15 protein-coding genes and 2 pseudogenes are annotated in these 15,897 nt (G+C 46.2%); 13 read left to right on the top strand and 4 right to left on the bottom strand.

Going from position 1 to position 15,897, the window contains the following annotated elements; genetic code table 11:
* Positions 1–115 (top strand): annotated as a pseudogene (locus H5300_RS07805) (IS630 family transposase); the annotation flags it as partial.
* On the opposite strand, the pseudogene dprA reads toward H5300_RS07805, so the two are convergent.
* A pseudogene (gene dprA / locus H5300_RS07800) lies at positions 112–1,005 on the bottom strand (DNA-processing protein DprA); the annotation flags it as partial. The pseudogenes H5300_RS07805 and dprA sit on opposite strands and share 4 nt — an antisense overlap.
* Positions 1,002–2,093, bottom strand: a complete 1,092-nt coding sequence (locus H5300_RS07795; RefSeq protein WP_151417538.1) for a LysM peptidoglycan-binding domain-containing protein — start codon at positions 2,091–2,093, stop codon at positions 1,002–1,004. The pseudogene dprA and the gene H5300_RS07795, both read right to left, overlap by 4 nt.
* Before the next feature lie 140 nt (positions 2,094–2,233).
* Between H5300_RS07795 and def the strand changes: the two genes are divergently transcribed.
* From def to H5300_RS07765, 6 genes are all read left to right on the top strand, one after another.
* Positions 2,234–2,746: a peptide deformylase gene (gene def, locus H5300_RS07790; RefSeq protein WP_004735769.1), complete on the top strand. Its 513-nt coding sequence runs from the start codon at positions 2,234–2,236 to the stop codon at positions 2,744–2,746.
* 38 nt (positions 2,747–2,784) lie between these two features.
* Complete coding sequence (fmt, locus tag H5300_RS07785; protein WP_182795741.1) at positions 2,785–3,750, top strand: methionyl-tRNA formyltransferase; 966 nt, start codon at positions 2,785–2,787, stop codon at positions 3,748–3,750.
* 154 nt (positions 3,751–3,904) lie between these two features.
* Entirely contained in the window at positions 3,905–5,185 is a 1,281-nt protein-coding gene (gene rsmB / locus H5300_RS07780) for a 16S rRNA (cytosine(967)-C(5))-methyltransferase RsmB (RefSeq protein ID WP_017081747.1), read from the top strand.
* A gap of 110 nt (positions 5,186–5,295) precedes the next feature.
* A complete protein-coding gene (gene trkA / locus H5300_RS07775) occupies positions 5,296–6,672 on the top strand; it encodes a Trk system potassium transporter TrkA (protein ID WP_004735766.1) in 1,377 nt (458 codons plus the stop codon).
* A 95-nt stretch (positions 6,673–6,767) separates the two neighbouring features.
* A complete protein-coding gene (locus H5300_RS07770) occupies positions 6,768–8,213 on the top strand; it encodes a TrkH family potassium uptake protein (protein WP_017077319.1) in 1,446 nt (481 codons plus the stop codon).
* Between the two features lie 26 nt (positions 8,214–8,239).
* The gene (locus tag H5300_RS07765) at positions 8,240–8,842 is read left to right on the top strand and encodes a DUF3157 family protein (protein WP_182795740.1); all 603 of its coding nucleotides are present in this window, start codon (positions 8,240–8,242) and stop codon (positions 8,840–8,842) included.
* Here the strand turns inward: H5300_RS07765 and H5300_RS07760 are convergent.
* Both H5300_RS07760 and H5300_RS07755 read right to left on the bottom strand, forming a co-directional pair.
* Entirely contained in the window at positions 8,839–9,492 is a 654-nt protein-coding gene (locus tag H5300_RS07760) for a hemolysin III family protein (RefSeq protein ID WP_004735763.1), read from the bottom strand. The genes H5300_RS07765 and H5300_RS07760 overlap by 4 nt on opposite strands.
* 108 nt (positions 9,493–9,600) lie before the next feature.
* The gene (locus tag H5300_RS07755; RefSeq protein ID WP_102548825.1) at positions 9,601–10,392 is read right to left on the bottom strand and encodes a sporulation protein; all 792 of its coding nucleotides are present in this window, start codon (positions 10,390–10,392) and stop codon (positions 9,601–9,603) included.
* A gap of 283 nt (positions 10,393–10,675) precedes the next feature.
* On the opposite strand from H5300_RS07755, the gene H5300_RS07750 reads away from it, so the two are divergent.
* The 6 genes from H5300_RS07750 to H5300_RS07725 all read left to right on the top strand — a co-directional run bounded on the left by H5300_RS07750 (position 10,676) and on the right by H5300_RS07725 (position 15,795).
* Positions 10,676–10,843 (top strand): hypothetical protein, encoded by a 168-nt coding sequence (locus H5300_RS07750; RefSeq protein ID WP_004735761.1) that lies wholly within the window; start codon positions 10,676–10,678, stop codon positions 10,841–10,843.
* A 131-nt stretch (positions 10,844–10,974) separates the two neighbouring features.
* Positions 10,975–11,238: a YihD family protein gene (locus H5300_RS07745; RefSeq protein WP_004735759.1), complete on the top strand. Its 264-nt coding sequence runs from the start codon at positions 10,975–10,977 to the stop codon at positions 11,236–11,238.
* A 326-nt stretch (positions 11,239–11,564) separates the two neighbouring features.
* Positions 11,565–12,983 (top strand): cytochrome c oxidase accessory protein CcoG, encoded by a 1,419-nt coding sequence (ccoG, locus tag H5300_RS07740; RefSeq protein ID WP_182795739.1) that lies wholly within the window; start codon positions 11,565–11,567, stop codon positions 12,981–12,983.
* A 74-nt stretch (positions 12,984–13,057) separates the two neighbouring features.
* Positions 13,058–14,044 (top strand): serine/threonine protein kinase, encoded by a 987-nt coding sequence (locus H5300_RS07735; protein WP_004735756.1) that lies wholly within the window; start codon positions 13,058–13,060, stop codon positions 14,042–14,044.
* 55 nt (positions 14,045–14,099) lie between these two features.
* Complete coding sequence (locus tag H5300_RS07730; protein WP_004735755.1) at positions 14,100–14,699, top strand: thiol:disulfide interchange protein DsbA/DsbL; 600 nt, start codon at positions 14,100–14,102, stop codon at positions 14,697–14,699.
* A gap of 139 nt (positions 14,700–14,838) precedes the next feature.
* The gene (locus tag H5300_RS07725) at positions 14,839–15,795 is read left to right on the top strand and encodes a DUF2860 domain-containing protein (RefSeq protein WP_182795738.1); all 957 of its coding nucleotides are present in this window, start codon (positions 14,839–14,841) and stop codon (positions 15,793–15,795) included.
* Positions 15,796–15,897: the final 102 nt, after the last annotated feature.

Genomic DNA, 15,897 nt, shown 5'->3' with positions numbered 1-15,897 from the left:
ATTCAGAGAAGCCATCGAGAATTTTTGCATTGTGACTCTACCTGAGATCGCAGACTCTTTGACGTCTCGAATAAATGATAATTTTCAAGTGCTCAAGCCCGCATCTTCAAGTTGATTGGGTATAGACCAGTCTAACAGACTCTTTATTTCAATCAGAACATCTTGTGCACTCTGTACCAAGCATGCTCCAGCTTTGATTAAGCTATTACCTCCTCGACTGGTTGGGTTATGAATAGAGCCAGGAAGCGCAAACACCTCTCGGCCTTGCTCCATGGCATAGCGAGCTGTAATCAAAGAACCACTCTTCTCAGCCGCTTCAACCACCAAGGTTCCGAGCGATAACCCACTTATAATACGGTTACGGCGAGGGAAATGTTCAGGTCGTGGTTTGGCACTTGGGCGAAACTCTGAAATCAATGCGCCATTTTCACAGATCCTATCGGCTAAATTTCTGTGTCGCGCAGGATAAATGGAATCCAATCCAGAACCCAATACAGCAAAAGTTTCCCCTCCTTTATCTAGAGCACCATCATGAGCATAGCCATCGATACCGAGCGCTAAGCCACTGGTGACAATCAAACCGTTTTGGACGAACTCTTTGGCGAACGACTTCGCGGTTTGCAACCCTTCGAGACTGGCATTGCGACTGCCGACCATAGCGATTTGAGGCTCAATCAGTTTTTCAACGTGACCTTTAACGAAAAGCACGCTTGGCGCGGAGGCGGTCTCATTCAGCAGTTTGGGATAATGCGAGCAATTCGGGGTAATGATGTGATGGTTGGGTTGTCTTGCTTGCCACTCTAGGCAAGCCTCCACTTCTCTTGGGGCTTGCTCTCTTAGATAGGCAATTTGCTTGGCAGACAAACCAAGCGCTTGCAGTTGCTGACTTGAGTAACCAACAATATTCGAAGGGGAATCAATACTCAGCAGTCGAGAAAGGCGCTTGCCACCCAATTGCGGAACAAAACTTAGAGTTAACCAAGCACTCAGTTGTTGCTCATTCACTCGGTGCCCTTAGCTTCTTCCTTCAAAGCCAGATCCAAAGGCGATACCGCCAGAATATCATTACTAACCGGTTTTGAGCTCTGAGTGATCAAGGCCAAGCTAAAATACTCATAAGGACGAATGACCATCAAACTACCAAGTGAGGTACTTGGCAACTGCACCTTATCGCTCGCCGCAGACTCTTTGTAGCTGTATTCGCCTTGCTTACCAAACACCACAGCGCCGCTTTCACTGAGCGTAAACATAGAGCCTTGGCGAAGATTGTCCTGTGAGCCTCTATTAATAACGACCACTTGATTCTTTGCACTGTATTGGCTGCCATCTAATGAACCCAAGATATTAGCAAACTGCCCCGCAGCACTAGGCGCTGGATAAAATGTGGTTGAGAGCTTCACCTGAGCAACGCCAAGTTCTGGTAACACGAGGTCATTAAGTAACACCTCTTGCAGTTGAGTCTCTATCTGTAAACTACTGAACTCAGCATCCACCTCTTTCAAGCGCGCCGTGGCGACCAAACGCAAAGAGGTAATACTCGCTTGATGTTGTTGCCTTTGATAAGTCTCGACGGCACGGTAGATACCCCATTTTTGATGCTGCTGGTTTCCCGAAATAAACAATCGGTCTTCACCCGATAAGAAGCGTTTGCCATCACTGGTCCCTAACACTCGTTGCGCTGACTGGATATCTTGCTGCTCAACCAAGCGGTCAGATTGTAGATACGGTAGAACAAGCCCCTCATTCACGGTAGGTACTGCTTTCTTCTCTGATACACGAATCTTAGGGCTTAGCTTTATGACGGGTTTGAGGCTCAACACAGGCTCGCCATTAATCCAAACTAGAGACAATTTATCTCCAGGGTAAATAAGGTGAGGGTTTTCTATTTCAGGGTTTACCTGCCATAGCCTTGGCCACAACCAAGGGCTATCGAGATACATCGCGGAAATATCCCATAAGGTATCCCCCTTAACCACCACATACGCCTCGGGTGCGCCTTGTTTAATGGTTAAAGGTTGCTCACTATTTTCAGCCATAACGGCGAACGAAAGCGAGGCACAAATAAGAGAAAAAGTGGGAGAAAAATGACGCATGACCTAGGTTCCTTGGTCTGAATATATGACATCTGATTAGAGAATTAACTTCAGGATGCTGTCATTTGACCTCTAAAATGTCTAGAATTGAGCCAACAAGGTTTAAGCTGTTTCGGCACAGTTCAATATTTCGAGTGTATATGTCTGTATTACAAGTATTAACATTACCAGATGATCGTCTACGTACCGTGGCGAAACCGGTAAAAGAAGTTACCCCAGAGATTCAAAAGTTCGTTGATGACATGATTGAAACCATGTACGACGAAGAAGGTATCGGCCTTGCGGCAACGCAAGTAGATTTCCACCAGCGCATCGTTGTTATCGACATTTCAGAAACACGTGACGAGCCTATGGTTCTGATCAACCCTGAAATTACCGACAAACGTGGCGAAGATGGTATCGAAGAAGGCTGTCTATCTGTACCAGGCGCTCGAGCTCTAGTCCCTCGCGCTGCAGAAGTAACGGTTAAAGCATTAGACCGTGAAGGCAACGAATTCACATTCGACGCTGACGACCTTCTGGCTATCTGTGTTCAGCACGAACTTGACCACTTAGAAGGCAAGTTGTTTGTTGATTATCTATCGCCACTAAAGCGCAAACGTATTCAAGATAAGCTAGCGAAGATTAAACGTTTCAACGAGAAACAAGGTTAATAACCGCTGCTATTACTAAATTAAGAAGGAAGTCTACCTTGAGTCAATCTTTAAGAATTGTCTTCGCAGGTACTCCGGATTTCGCCGCCCGTCATTTGGCGGCGTTGTTGTCTTCGGAGCATGAAGTTATTGCTGTTTACACACAGCCAGATCGTCCAGCAGGCCGCGGTAAAAAACTGACTGCGAGCCCAGTAAAAAACATCGCACTTGAAAACAATATTCCGGTTTACCAACCAGAAAACCTCAAGTCAGATGAAGCTAAGCAAGAGCTAGCAGATTTGAATGCTGACATCATGGTTGTTGTCGCTTACGGCTTGCTTCTTCCACAAGCTGTATTAGATACGCCTCGCTTGGGTTGTATCAACGTGCATGGTTCAATCCTGCCACGCTGGCGTGGTGCTGCTCCGATCCAACGCTCTATCTGGGCGGGTGATAAAGAGACAGGCGTGACGATCATGCAGATGGATATCGGCCTAGATACCGGTGATATGCTAAGCATCGCAACGCTGCCAATCGAAGCGACAGATACTAGCGCGTCAATGTACGAGAAGTTAGCTGGCCTTGGCCCTGATGCTCGTGTTGAATGTTTAGCTGACATCGCTTCTGGTAAAGCCGTTGCTGAAAAGCAAGATGACGAACTTGCTAACTACGCGAAGAAGCTGAGCAAAGACGAAGCTAAAATTGATTGGAATGACAGTGCAGAACACATCGAACGTTGTGTGCGCGCTTTCAACCCATGGCCAATGAGTCACTTTGCGATTACTGATAGCAGCTCTAATGATGAAAAAAGCATTAAAGTTTGGCAGACACGTGTTGATGAAGAATCAACATCTGCGCCAGCTGGCTCAATCATCAAAGCAGATAAAACGGGTATCTATGTTGCGACTGGCGACAAAGTACTGGTTTTGGAACAACTGCAAGTTCCAGGTAAAAAAGCCATGTCAGTTCAAGACATCTTGAACTCACGTGCAAGCTGGTTTGAAGTTGGTACTCAACTTTCTTAACCGCTTTAAAGCTACTCAATATGCACTTAAAAATGTGTAGCTTGTAAAAACACAGTTTAGAAAACCTTTGTGTAGCTTGTAAAAACACAGTTTAGAAAACCTTTACGAGGGCAGAGATGCCCTCATGTATTCAAATAAATATTCGGTACCCCTCATGAATGTTCGCGCTGCTGCTGCAAATGTCCTATTCCAAGTTGTCGATAAAGGCCACTCTCTTTCACACGCTCTCCCTGCGGCTCAAAAAACGATCCGTCCGCGAGACCATGCTCTACTGCAAGAGATTTGCTACGGCGCACTTCGTTACCTGCCTCGCTTAGAGTCAATCGCTAACGAACTGATGGAAAACTCGCTTAAAGGTAAAAAGCGCGTCTTCCATCACCTGATCCTAGTAGGCATTTATCAGTTGGGCTTTATGCGAATTCCTTCGCATGCCGCCGTTGCTGAAACAGTTGAAGCAACCAAAACACTGCGTGGCCCAAGCCTCAGTGGTTTGATCAATGCCGTACTTCGCAGCTATCTGCGCGATCAAGAAGAACTAGACGAGAAAGCCGTTAGCCACAATGCTGGCAAATACAGCCATCCAAGCTGGATTCTAAAAATGCTTCAAGAGAGCTACCCAGATCAGTGGGAGCAATTGGTTGAAGCAAACAATAACAAGGCACCAATGTGGCTGCGCGTAAACCGCCAACACCACACTCGTGACGAGTATATTGAACTGCTTAAAAACGAAAACATTGAATACACACTGCACCCTGAAGCAGCTGATGCCATAAAATTAGCCTCACCTTGTGACGTTACTTTGCTTCCTGGCTTCGACAGAGGCTGGGTATCTGTGCAAGATGCTGCAGCTCAGCTTTCCGTTGATTTCCTAACACCAAAAGATGGTGAGCTAATCCTAGATTGCTGCGCAGCACCTGGTGGTAAAACTGCACACATTCTTGAACATACTCAAGACACTGAAGTGGTTGCAATCGACAGTGATATTAAGCGCCTAGACCGCGTTTACGATAACCTTGAACGCCTACAACTACGTGCCGACGTAATCTGTGGTGATGCTCGCTACCCTGAAGAGTGGTGGACGGGCAGTCAGTTTGACCGCATCCTACTTGATGCTCCATGTTCAGCGACGGGTGTAATTCGCCGTCACCCTGACATTAAGTGGCTACGTCGTGCATCGGATATTGATGCACTAGCAGAGCTGCAAAGCGAGATCTTGGATGCAATGTGGCGCCAGCTAAAAGAAGGCGGCACCATGGTTTATGCGACATGCTCTATCACGCCGCAAGAAAACGTACTGCAAGTGAAAGCCTTCTTAGAGCGTACCGAGAACGCAACACTGGTTGGGTCTGATATCGAAAAACCGGGTCGTCAAATACTACCGGGTGAAGAAGATATGGATGGCTTCTACTACGCAGTTCTAGTAAAACAGGCATAACAACTAACAGCGGCTAAGAATTTATTTCTTAGCCGCTGTTTCTTTCTAGTGCATTATCAAAGCGAAAAGAGATCACTAGAATTACAACGGCAAAAAATAAGAGAAAGGCTATGAAGATCATTATTCTAGGTGCTGGACAAGTTGGCGGTACCCTTGCTGAAAACCTAGTGGGTGAAAACAATGACATCACGATCGTCGACCGTAATGCCGACCGACTTCGTGAACTTCAGGACAAATACGACCTTAGGGTTGTAAACGGTTATGCCAGCCACCCGAACACACTACGTGAAGCGGGCGCGCAAGATGCCGACATGTTGGTTGCCGTAACCAACATGGATGAAACCAACATGGCCGCATGTCAGGTTGCCTTCTCTCTGTTTAATACACCGAACCGTATTGCCCGAATCCGCTCTCCACAATATTTAGAAGAGAAAGAAGCACTCTTCAAATCAGGGGCGATTCCGGTCGATCATTTGATTGCCCCAGAAGAACTCGTCACTAGCTACATCGAGCGCCTGATTCAATACCCTGGTGCACTGCAGGTTGTGAGTTTTGCTGAACAGAAAGTTAGCCTAGTAGCAGTAAAAGCTTATTACGGTGGGCCATTGGTTGGTAACGCACTGTCTGCTTTGCGTGAGCACATGCCGCACATTGATACTCGTGTTGCCGCTATCTTCCGTCAAGGTCGCCCTATTCGCCCACAAGGAACTACCATCATTGAAGCCGATGATGAGGTTTTCTTTGTGGCTGCGAGTAACCATATCCGCTCAGTGATGAGTGAGCTTCAGCGCTTAGAGAAACCGTATCGTCGCATCATGATTGTTGGCGGTGGTAACATTGGTGCAAGCTTGGCAAAACGCCTTGAGCAAAGCTATAGCATTAAACTTATCGAGCGCAGCTACACTCGCGCCGAGAAGCTATCTGAAGAATTAGAAAACACCATCGTATTCTGTGGTGACGCAGCCGACCAAGAACTGCTGACCGAAGAGAATATCGATCAGGTGGATGTGTTCATCGCTCTAACCAATGAAGATGAAACCAACATCATGTCAGCGATGCTGGCGAAGCGAATGGGTGCCAAGAAAGTAATGGTGCTGATTCAGCGTGGCGCTTATGTCGACCTTGTTCAGGGTGGCGTGATTGATATTGCGATATCTCCACAGCAAGCGACGATTTCTGCGCTGCTTACTCACGTTCGTCGTGCTGATATTGTTAACGTATCCTCTCTACGTCGCGGTGCTGCTGAGGCGATTGAAGCCATTGCTCACGGTGACGAGACCACATCTAAAGTCGTTGGCCGAGCGATTGGCGACATCAAACTGCCACCGGGCACCACTATTGGTGCGATTGTTCGCGGAGAAGAGGTGCTTATCGCGCACGATAGAACCGTAATCGAACAGGATGACCACGTAGTGATGTTCCTAGTGGACAAGAAATACGTACCGGATGTTGAGTCTCTATTCCAACCGAGCCCGTTCTTCTTATAGCCTTGTTCTCGTGAGCTTCTTCTCGCAACTTTCTTTTGTGAGAACGGCGCTCCGGCACAAAGCTGTAATCAATTAAAGCTATGGTCTATTAAGCTATGGTCAACTTTCGTCCGATATTATTAGTGATAGGGTTAGTGTTATCAAAACTCGCCCTTTTCATGTACATCCCCACATTGGTTGCCTTTTTTACTGGCACCGGTGGCTTCCTCGAGTTTGGTCAATCGGTAGTGATCACGCACATTGTGGCGTTCATCTGCTTGAGCTTGGGTCGCTCCGCTAAGTTCCGACTTGGGGTGCGGGACATGTTCCTTATCACCTCTTTGGTTTGGACAATTGCCAGCGCCTTTGCCGCCCTGCCCTTTGTATTCATTAACCACATCAGCTTTACGGACGCCTACTTCGAAACCATGTCAGGTATCACCACGACAGGCTCAACCGTATTAAGCGGCTTAGACAGCATGGCACCAAGCATTCTGTTGTGGCGTTCTATACTGCAATGGTTAGGTGGCATCGGCTTTATCGTTATGGCGGTAGCGGTTCTACCAATGCTCAACGTTGGTGGTATGCGCCTGTTCCAAACAGAATCATCCGACTGGTCAGATAAAAGCAGCCCACGAGCAAAAACCGTCGCGAAGAACATCGTGGCGGTTTATCTGGTTCTGACTGGTTTATGCATCATTAGCTATTTGTTTGCAGGCATGGGCATCTTTGACGCGATCAATCACGCGTTCACAACACTGTCGACGGGGGGTTACTCAACCTCAGATGGATCGATGAACCACTTCTCCAACAGTGCTCACTGGGTGGGAACACTGTTCATGTTCCTTGGCGGTCTGCCTTTCTTACTGTTCGTTAGCGCACTGCGAGGCCGAAAACTCTCAATCCTCTACAAAGACGCGCAAGTGAGAGGTTTTACATACCTGTTCTTGGTCACCAGCGCCGTAATATCAACATGGTTGGTGGTTAGAGATGGCTACACTGTTATGGATGCGATGCGTGTTTCGATGTTCAACATCGTATCAGTCGTCACCACAACCGGTTTTGGCTTAGAAGACTTCACCGCCTGGGGTGCACTGCCAACCACCTTGTTTGCCTTCCTAATGATGGCGGGCGCGTGCTCGGGTTCAACCTCTGGCGGTATCAAAATCTTCCGCTTCCAGATCGCGATGACCATGCTCCACAAACAAATGATGAAGCTGATTCACCCATCAGGCGTGTTTGTTCAACGCTACAATCAGCGACCTGTGAATGACGATATTGTGCGTTCACTCGTGGCATTTGGTTTGATGTTCTTTATCACGATTATCTTAATTGCAGGCGGCTTGAGCGCGATGGGACTTGATCCTGTGACCAGTATATCTGGCGCTATCACAGCCGTTGCCAACGTGGGCCCAGGCATGGGCAGCGTGATCGGTCCAACCGGGAACTTTGCTCCACTGCCAGACGCCGCTAAATGGTTGCTAAGTTTAGGCATGCTAATGGGACGACTCGAAATACTGACGCTCATTGTTCTATTTTTCCCAGCCTTTTGGCGACGCTAATTCCGCGAATATTTAAGGAAACACAGATGAAATCATACGTACTTCTCGCTAGCGCATTGCTCGCAAACTCAGTATTCGTAAGTTCTGCCTTTGCTGATCAAATGGTCACATTGCCTGATGGCAAGCAAGTGTTACTAAAAGACGATTTTACTTGGCAGTATATGGCAGAAAAGAAAACAGAAGAAACAACAACGACAGAGATAACTTCAGCGGTAGCGACGGCGCCAGTCGCAGCTATACCCGTAGTCGCAGTCCCAGTTGCAACGAGTACGCGTGGTACTACGATTGTGGTTAATAGTAAAAAGCCAAGCTTGCAACTGTCTCAATCCGGAGTGGATGTCGTATTAGGCGCGAGCCGCTATGAAGGTGGTGAGCTTATCATTCCGACAGCCATCACCAACCAAGGCACTCAAGCTGTCATTTTGGTATCACTTAACATCAGCGTATTTACCGCAGAAGGTGAGTTACTGGCACAACAAGAAGTAGCGGTCTGGAAATCAATCAAACGAATGGCCGACACTTACCTGCGACCAAAGACAGCTGAAGAAGGTAAGTTGATAGAACTCGACCTAGCAGAGCACCCTGAATATCAGATTAAAGCCGAGATTATCGAAGTCGTTGCCCGCTAAACCGGTGTCACAAACAGATAGATAGCGAAGAAATGGCAAGCGCAGCCCGCCAACACAAACAGGTGCCAGATGGCATGGTTATAAGGGATGCGTTTTGCCACATAGAAAATCACACCCAGCGAGTAAATCACCCCGCCAACCGCCAGTAACACCAAACCACCTATATCGATGTTCATCGCTAATTGATAAACAACAATCAAAGATAGCCAACCCATCGCTAAGTAAATGAATAACGATAAGCGCTTGAATCGGTAAACAAAGGCAATCTTCATGATGATGCCCACCAGCGCAATTCCCCAGATCACCGCCATCAAGCCCATCGCTAATGGGGTTCTTAAGCCCACCAAAAGAAACGGCGTGTAACTGCCCGCGATCAGCAAATAAATAGCACAGTGATCGAGCGTTTTGAGTAAGCGCTTGGTTTTCTCAGTGGTGATCGAGTGGTACAACGTGGAAGCAAGAAAGAGCAGAATAATACTGCTGCCATACACCGCCATACTGGCAACAGTAAGCATGTCGGCTTGGTAATCAAACGCACGAATCAGTAACAGGATCAGGCCCACTACGCCAAGTACGACGCCCAAACCATGGGTTATCGCATTAGCGCGCTCTTCGATGTCACTGTATTCGCTGGCTGATGATGCAGACATGAGTATCCTACTAGAGTAAATGTTCGATTGACCCAGTATTACACATTAAGCTTACACGTGTAAGCTTAAATTTTTATGACAAAATGACTTATAAAATGTGCGATTCAGCTAAGACGCGTTTTCTAAATACTCGACCACCATCTTACCTGCGTCTTCTGGTGAGGTATCAAGCGGGACACTCAATTGACGCTGTAGCTGACCAATTCCCAGCAAACTCGCCAACATACCTTTTGCGCCATCGCGATTGCGGTCTACCTCAAACCACAACTTAAGTTCTGTCTCACCACGATGAGCAACAACCTCAAGCTCACGCCAGCGACCATGATAAGGGCCAGTAGTCGGCACAAACTCAAACTCTTGGACAAACGGCAGTTCAAAGCCATCGACCGCTTCACACTCCACTTGGCGTATCCGTAGCCCTTGAGCTTCAAGTTCGTTAAAGATGCCATCGAGGAGTGCATCAGGACGAACCGTTAAAGTGTCTTTATCCGATGGGTCAATCGCCATCGCAATGTCCAACCCGGTTTCTAGCCACACCTTTGAATCACCAATCGTGACTGGTGTATTCAGCGGTACATCAAACTCACATTCAAAGTCACGGGTTTCTCCCGGCTGAATCACAAAGGCATACGGCAGGCTCCATTTAGCCAACGAGTACGTCTGGTGCATTCGGCGTTTATGACCGCCTTCTTGCCTTTGCGAGTTCATGGTGACTTCTTTGACGTAACGACAGCACAAGTTGAGATCAATGTTGTCGATTTCTTGTGGCTGAGCGCCACCATAGACATGCACAATAATGCTCGCCTTCTTCCCTGGGTAAAGCACTTCCTGTTGCAATACAGAATCCACTTTGGCAGATCCAATACCAAAACTAGCTAACGTTTTCTTTAAGAACGACATATGCACCTCCTTTAAAGCATCATCTTAAGCCTGAAAGAGGTTCAAACTCAAATATACTGCTCACACTATTTTAGCTCTAATATCGTTTAATTATCACTCAGGCGTCGATCGATAACTTAGATAGTGATAATCTAAGCCTTGATATGCATGCATATCATTATCCTGATTTATTTTTCGGATTGGCGAAAGCCAGACGAGTGACTCTTCAAGTAATTGAAGCGAAGCTCATGATAAGTCAGGCCATTAGATTGGCAATGGATATGCCTGACCGTTAGGTAAATTAATGCGCCCAACAGCTGTCAGGTTCTCGCACACCAACCGTAGTGCGATGCGTCGTCGTAGTGGCTTTGTTGCTGCTCCAACGGCTAAGAAATTGGCTCCTACAATGACTCTCGTTCAGAAGACTGCTTTATTAGCACCGACTGCAACAAAAGTAATTAAAGCCGCTTAACGAAAAGCGCAGTTTTTACTGCGCTTTTTTCTTGCCCAGTCCCATCTTGAAATGTCTTTACACATTGGTATTCCCTACCCGATTTGATACCTTAACCACAAATCATTATAAAATTTGTGGAGAAGTAAAGTATGAAGTGTCACCGCATTGAGGAACTGCTTGAACTGATGGAGCCTGAGTGGCAGAAAGATCAAGAGCTTAACCTATTAGAGTTCATCATTAAGCTATCAAACGAAGCAGGCTACCAAGGCAAGCTAGAAGAGCTGACTGACGATGTTCTTATCTACCATCTAAAAATGCGTAACAGCGAAAAAGATGAAATGATCCCAGGTCTTAAAAAAGACCAAGAAGATGATTTCAAAACGGCAATTCTAAAAGCGCGTGGCCTTCTTTAATCGCCTATTTGGTTAGAACTCAATTGCCGTATAAATAAAACAATCAATTTCGAAAAGCGACCACTCGGTCGCTTTTTTGTTTCTGTTCGCTATTTTTTCGTCACAACTGTTATGACTTTTGTTGTTAAAGGTTGATAGCGTTAAAGAAATGAGAACAAGATTGTCGCTATAATCGCCATCCATAAGAATCTTCTAAAATAATAAGAGTGAGTGCGATAACAACAAATGCACCAAGCTCAATTTCAACGGGTTCTCTAAACCATACTTTCAAGTAATGTCGTCATGCCCGACTTAACCGGGCAAACAAGCCACAAAAAGGATAGTCCATGAGTCAGGATAAAATCGACATCAAAGATGTGACTCCTAAAACCTTTAACCCAAAAACACATAAAGGTAATGGAGATCGATTTAACCCAAGTAACCGAATCTATGTTCGAGAAAGCAAAGGTAAATTCCAACAACTTCGTCGTTACGGCGGTTGGTTCTTACTTTTACTTTTTGCGCTTATCCCATGGATTCCATTTGGTGAACGACAAGCGATCTTGCTCGATATCGGTAGCCAGCAGTTCAACTTCTTTGGCACCACGTTGTACCCACAAGATCTGACCCTACTCGCCATCCTATTTATGATTGCTGCGTTTGGCTTATTCTTCATAACCACCTTCTTAGGGCGAGTCTGGTGTGGTTATTTATGCCCGCAAACCGTCTGGACCTTCATGTACATCTGGTTCGAAGAGAAACTAGAAGGTGCTGCCAATAAGCGAAGAAAACAAGACTCGGGCAAACTGACGAGCAATTTAATTATCAGAAAAACCATCAAACACATCGCGTGGTGGGCGATTGCGATTGCGACGGGCTTAACCTTTGTCGGTTATTTCATCCCAATCAAAGAGCTGGTGGTTGGCTTCTTTACCTTTAACTCGACTTTCTGGCCGGTGTTTTGGGTATTGTTCTTTGCTGGGTGTACTTATGCGAATGCGGGATGGATGCGTTCTATTGTTTGTCTGCACATGTGTCCTTACGCGCGTTTCCAATCTGCAATGTTCGATAAAGATACCTTCATCGTGGGTTACGACACTGAACGAGGTGAAAGCCGCGGCCCTCGCTCTCGTAAAACCGATCCAAAAGAACTTGGTCTAGGCGACTGTATTGACTGTAATTTATGCGTTCAGGTGTGCCCAACAGGTATCGATATCCGTGACGGCCTACAATACGAGTGTATTAACTGTGGCGCGTGTATTGATGCCTGCGACAACACCATGGAACGTATGGGTTATGACAAAGGTCTGATCAACTACACTACCGAGCACAGGCTCGATGGTCACACAACCAAGGTGATGCGTCCTAAGCTGCTAGGTTATGGCGCTATATTGAACGTCATGCTGGGTTTGTTCTTCGCACAGATAGCGAGTGTTGATCCTGCAGGCTTAAGCGTTCTACGAGATAGAAACCAACTATTTAGAATCAATAGCCAAGGGCTTGTCGAAAATACTTACAACTTGAAAGTAATCAACAAAACTCAGCAAGAGCAAGAGTACAAGCTTGATGTCAGCGGGCTACCAGATTCTATCTGGTACGGTAAACAAACGATCACCGTAGACCCAGGTGAGGTTTTAAACCTTCCTATCAGCTTAGGCGTCGATCCAGAAAAACTGAGCTCACCAGTTTCGACAATTCAGTTTATACTCTCGGATAATGAAGAGTTTACGATGGAAGTCGAAAGCCGCTTTATCAAGAAGCTCTGATACCAGCCACCTTAGTGCTTGGTATAACACCCCAATAAATGGAAAAAGGCTCAGTAATGAGCCTTTTTTATTCTATGACGATGCAAGCCTTTAACTTTGATAACCTGACTCCTGACTTCATGTGGTACGCACTGGAGAGTATTGGAGTTCGTGCTGAATCCGGGCTTCTCGCTCTCAACAGCTACGAAAACCGGGTGTATCAATTCACCGATGAAGACCGTAAACGCTACGTCGTTAAGTTTTATCGTCCGCAGCGTTGGAACACAGCACAGATCCAAGAAGAGCACGACTTCGCGTTAGAGCTGATCGAACAAGAGTTACCGGTTGCTCCACCTATGCGAATCAACGGCGCAACCTTGCATGAATATCAAGGCTATCTATTTGCACTGTTTGAAAGCGTCGGTGGCAGGCAATATGAAGTCGACAATCTAGATCAATTGGAAGGCGTTGGACGCTTTCTTGGCCGTATTCATAAAGCCAGTGCTGGAAGAACATTTCAGCATCGCCCGACCATCAGCTTAGATGAATACCTTTATCAGCCACGTAAGATTCTAGAGAATTCTCAGTTTATCCCAACGCACCTAGAGAACGCGTTCTTCAATGACGTCGACCTTCTGATCAAAGAGCTAGAGAGCCAGTGGCCAAGTAACATTGACAACATTCGTCTCCATGGCGACTGCCACCCGGGCAATATCTTGTGGCGCGACGGGCCAATGTTCGTCGATCTTGATGACGCGCGTAATGGTCCTGCTGTTCAAGATCTGTGGATGCTGCTTAACGGCGAACGCCAAGATAAAATGATGCAACTGGATATTCTGCTAGAGAGTTATCAAGAGTTTTGCGATTTTAATACCGCGCAACTGAAACTAATCGAACCTCTGCGCGGTCTACGTATGGTGCATTACATGGCGTGGTTAGCGAAACGATGGCACGATCCAGCGTTTCCTTTGGCCTTCCCATGGTTTAATGACCCGAAATACTGGGAGCAACAAGTACTTGCTTGTAAAGAGCAAATTGCTACCCTGCAAGAGCCACCACTTTCGTTAATGCCTCAGTGGTAACAGCAATCGCAACATACAACTAGATAAAAATTCAAACATAATGGAGATTGGATAAATGAAAAAGCTATTCGCATTTTTCTCATTGATCATGTTGAGCCTTTCAGCTCACGCTGCGAAATTTAACGAAGGTGAACACTACAAAGTTCTCGATCTAGAAGCATCAAAAAAACCAATGGTGACAGAGTTCTTCTCTTTTTACTGCCCACACTGTAATAGCTTTGAGCCAATCATCCAGCAGCTAAAACAACAGCTACCTAAAGACGCTAAGCTACAGAAGAACCATGTTTCATTCATGGGTGGCAACATGGGTCTGCCAATGAGCAAAGCTTACGCGACCATGATTGCACTGAAAGTTGAAGATAAAATGGTGCCAGTGATGTTTAACCGCATCCACACCATGAACAAGCCACCACGCGATGAAGCAGAACTGCGTCAAATCTTCCTTGATGAAGGCGTTGATGCTAAGAAATTCGATGCGGCATACAACGGCTTTGCAGTAGATTCTATGGTTCGTCGTTTCGACAAAGCATTCAAAGACAGCGGCTTGTCAGGCGTTCCAGCTGTTGTAGTAAACAACCGCTACCTGATTGACGCTCAAGGCATTAACTCTCTCGATGAGTACTTCGAGCTGGTTAACTTCTTATTAAAGAAGTAAGGTAATGATTAAAGGAAGCTTCGGCTTCCTTTTTTTTGCTTGTTCAAAAATCATCATTGATAAATAATTAACCTGGAAATTTAAAGCTTTACTGCTATTAATAACCCGTCCTAAGAACCGGTGGGCAAGGAGCCCTTGAATGAAAATAAAAATAACTCTTCTCGCATTGAGCGTTGCAGCCTCTCCCGCTTTTGCCAAGCTTGCAGACGAACAAGGTTTCAGTGGTGAAATATCTATCAATACCGGGGTTGCCTCTTCCACCTCAAACTTTAATACCGATGCTGATAGCACCATTTCGTCAAATACACAGAAAGCCTCATCTGAGAGCTCATTTCTTGTCGCACCTTTAGGCAGTGTCGCTTACACCTTTGGTGAAAAGCTAAATCACCAGGTGTACACAGGTACCGCTCGTGATGATGTGGCTACCGGTACTGTTGTACTGGAGGTTGGCTATAAATACCAACTAGAGTCAGGCATGACCATCGACGCGTCACTTCTGCCAACCATAATGTCAGGTGAGACTTGGGCAAATCCTTACGCAGAAGGCGTTGCTCGAAGCAAAACCGATGAAACCGGCAATGCCTTTCGTTTGAAATTAAGTAGCATCGCAGGTTCTGCATTCTCGCTAGACATGGCTTACGCGACTAAAGATGTCGACAATGATGAGATTCAAGAACAAGAGCTCAAACGAGATGCGAATACTCTCTACCTGAAAGGCCAATACCGCGTTCCATTGAGCCGCACCATGATGCTTATCCCATCGATCATTTATCAAACCAGAGATGCCGACGGTAACGCTGAGTCTTACGACCAGTTTGGTGGTGAAGTGAGTTTGTTTGGTGGCATGGGCCGTCATCAGTACGCATTAACCGCAGGCTACAACCAACGTTCTTACGATGCTAACAACTCGATTTACGACAAAACTCGCAGCGATGACAACATTAACCTTTTCGCCGCGTATGAATATGACCAATTCATGAACTGGGACAACTGGTCATTTATTTCACTGGCGGGCTACGGCACCAGCGACTCGAACATTACCTTCTACGACGAGTCTCAATATATCGTTTCAGTTGGCCTGAACTACAAGTTCTAGTTAGGCATTACTGCTCGCTAATAACCATTAGTTCATAACAATTGGTTCATAACAACGAAAGCCTGCGTAAAAAGCAGGCTTTCTTGTTTTTATACCAATCAC

It is taken from the genome of Vibrio sp. SG41-7 (assembly GCF_014164465.1).
Taxonomy (GTDB): domain Bacteria; phylum Pseudomonadota; class Gammaproteobacteria; order Enterobacterales; family Vibrionaceae; genus Vibrio; species Vibrio splendidus.
Note: the sequence above shows the minus strand (reverse complement) of the source record. Positions and strands in the feature narration are given on the sequence as shown.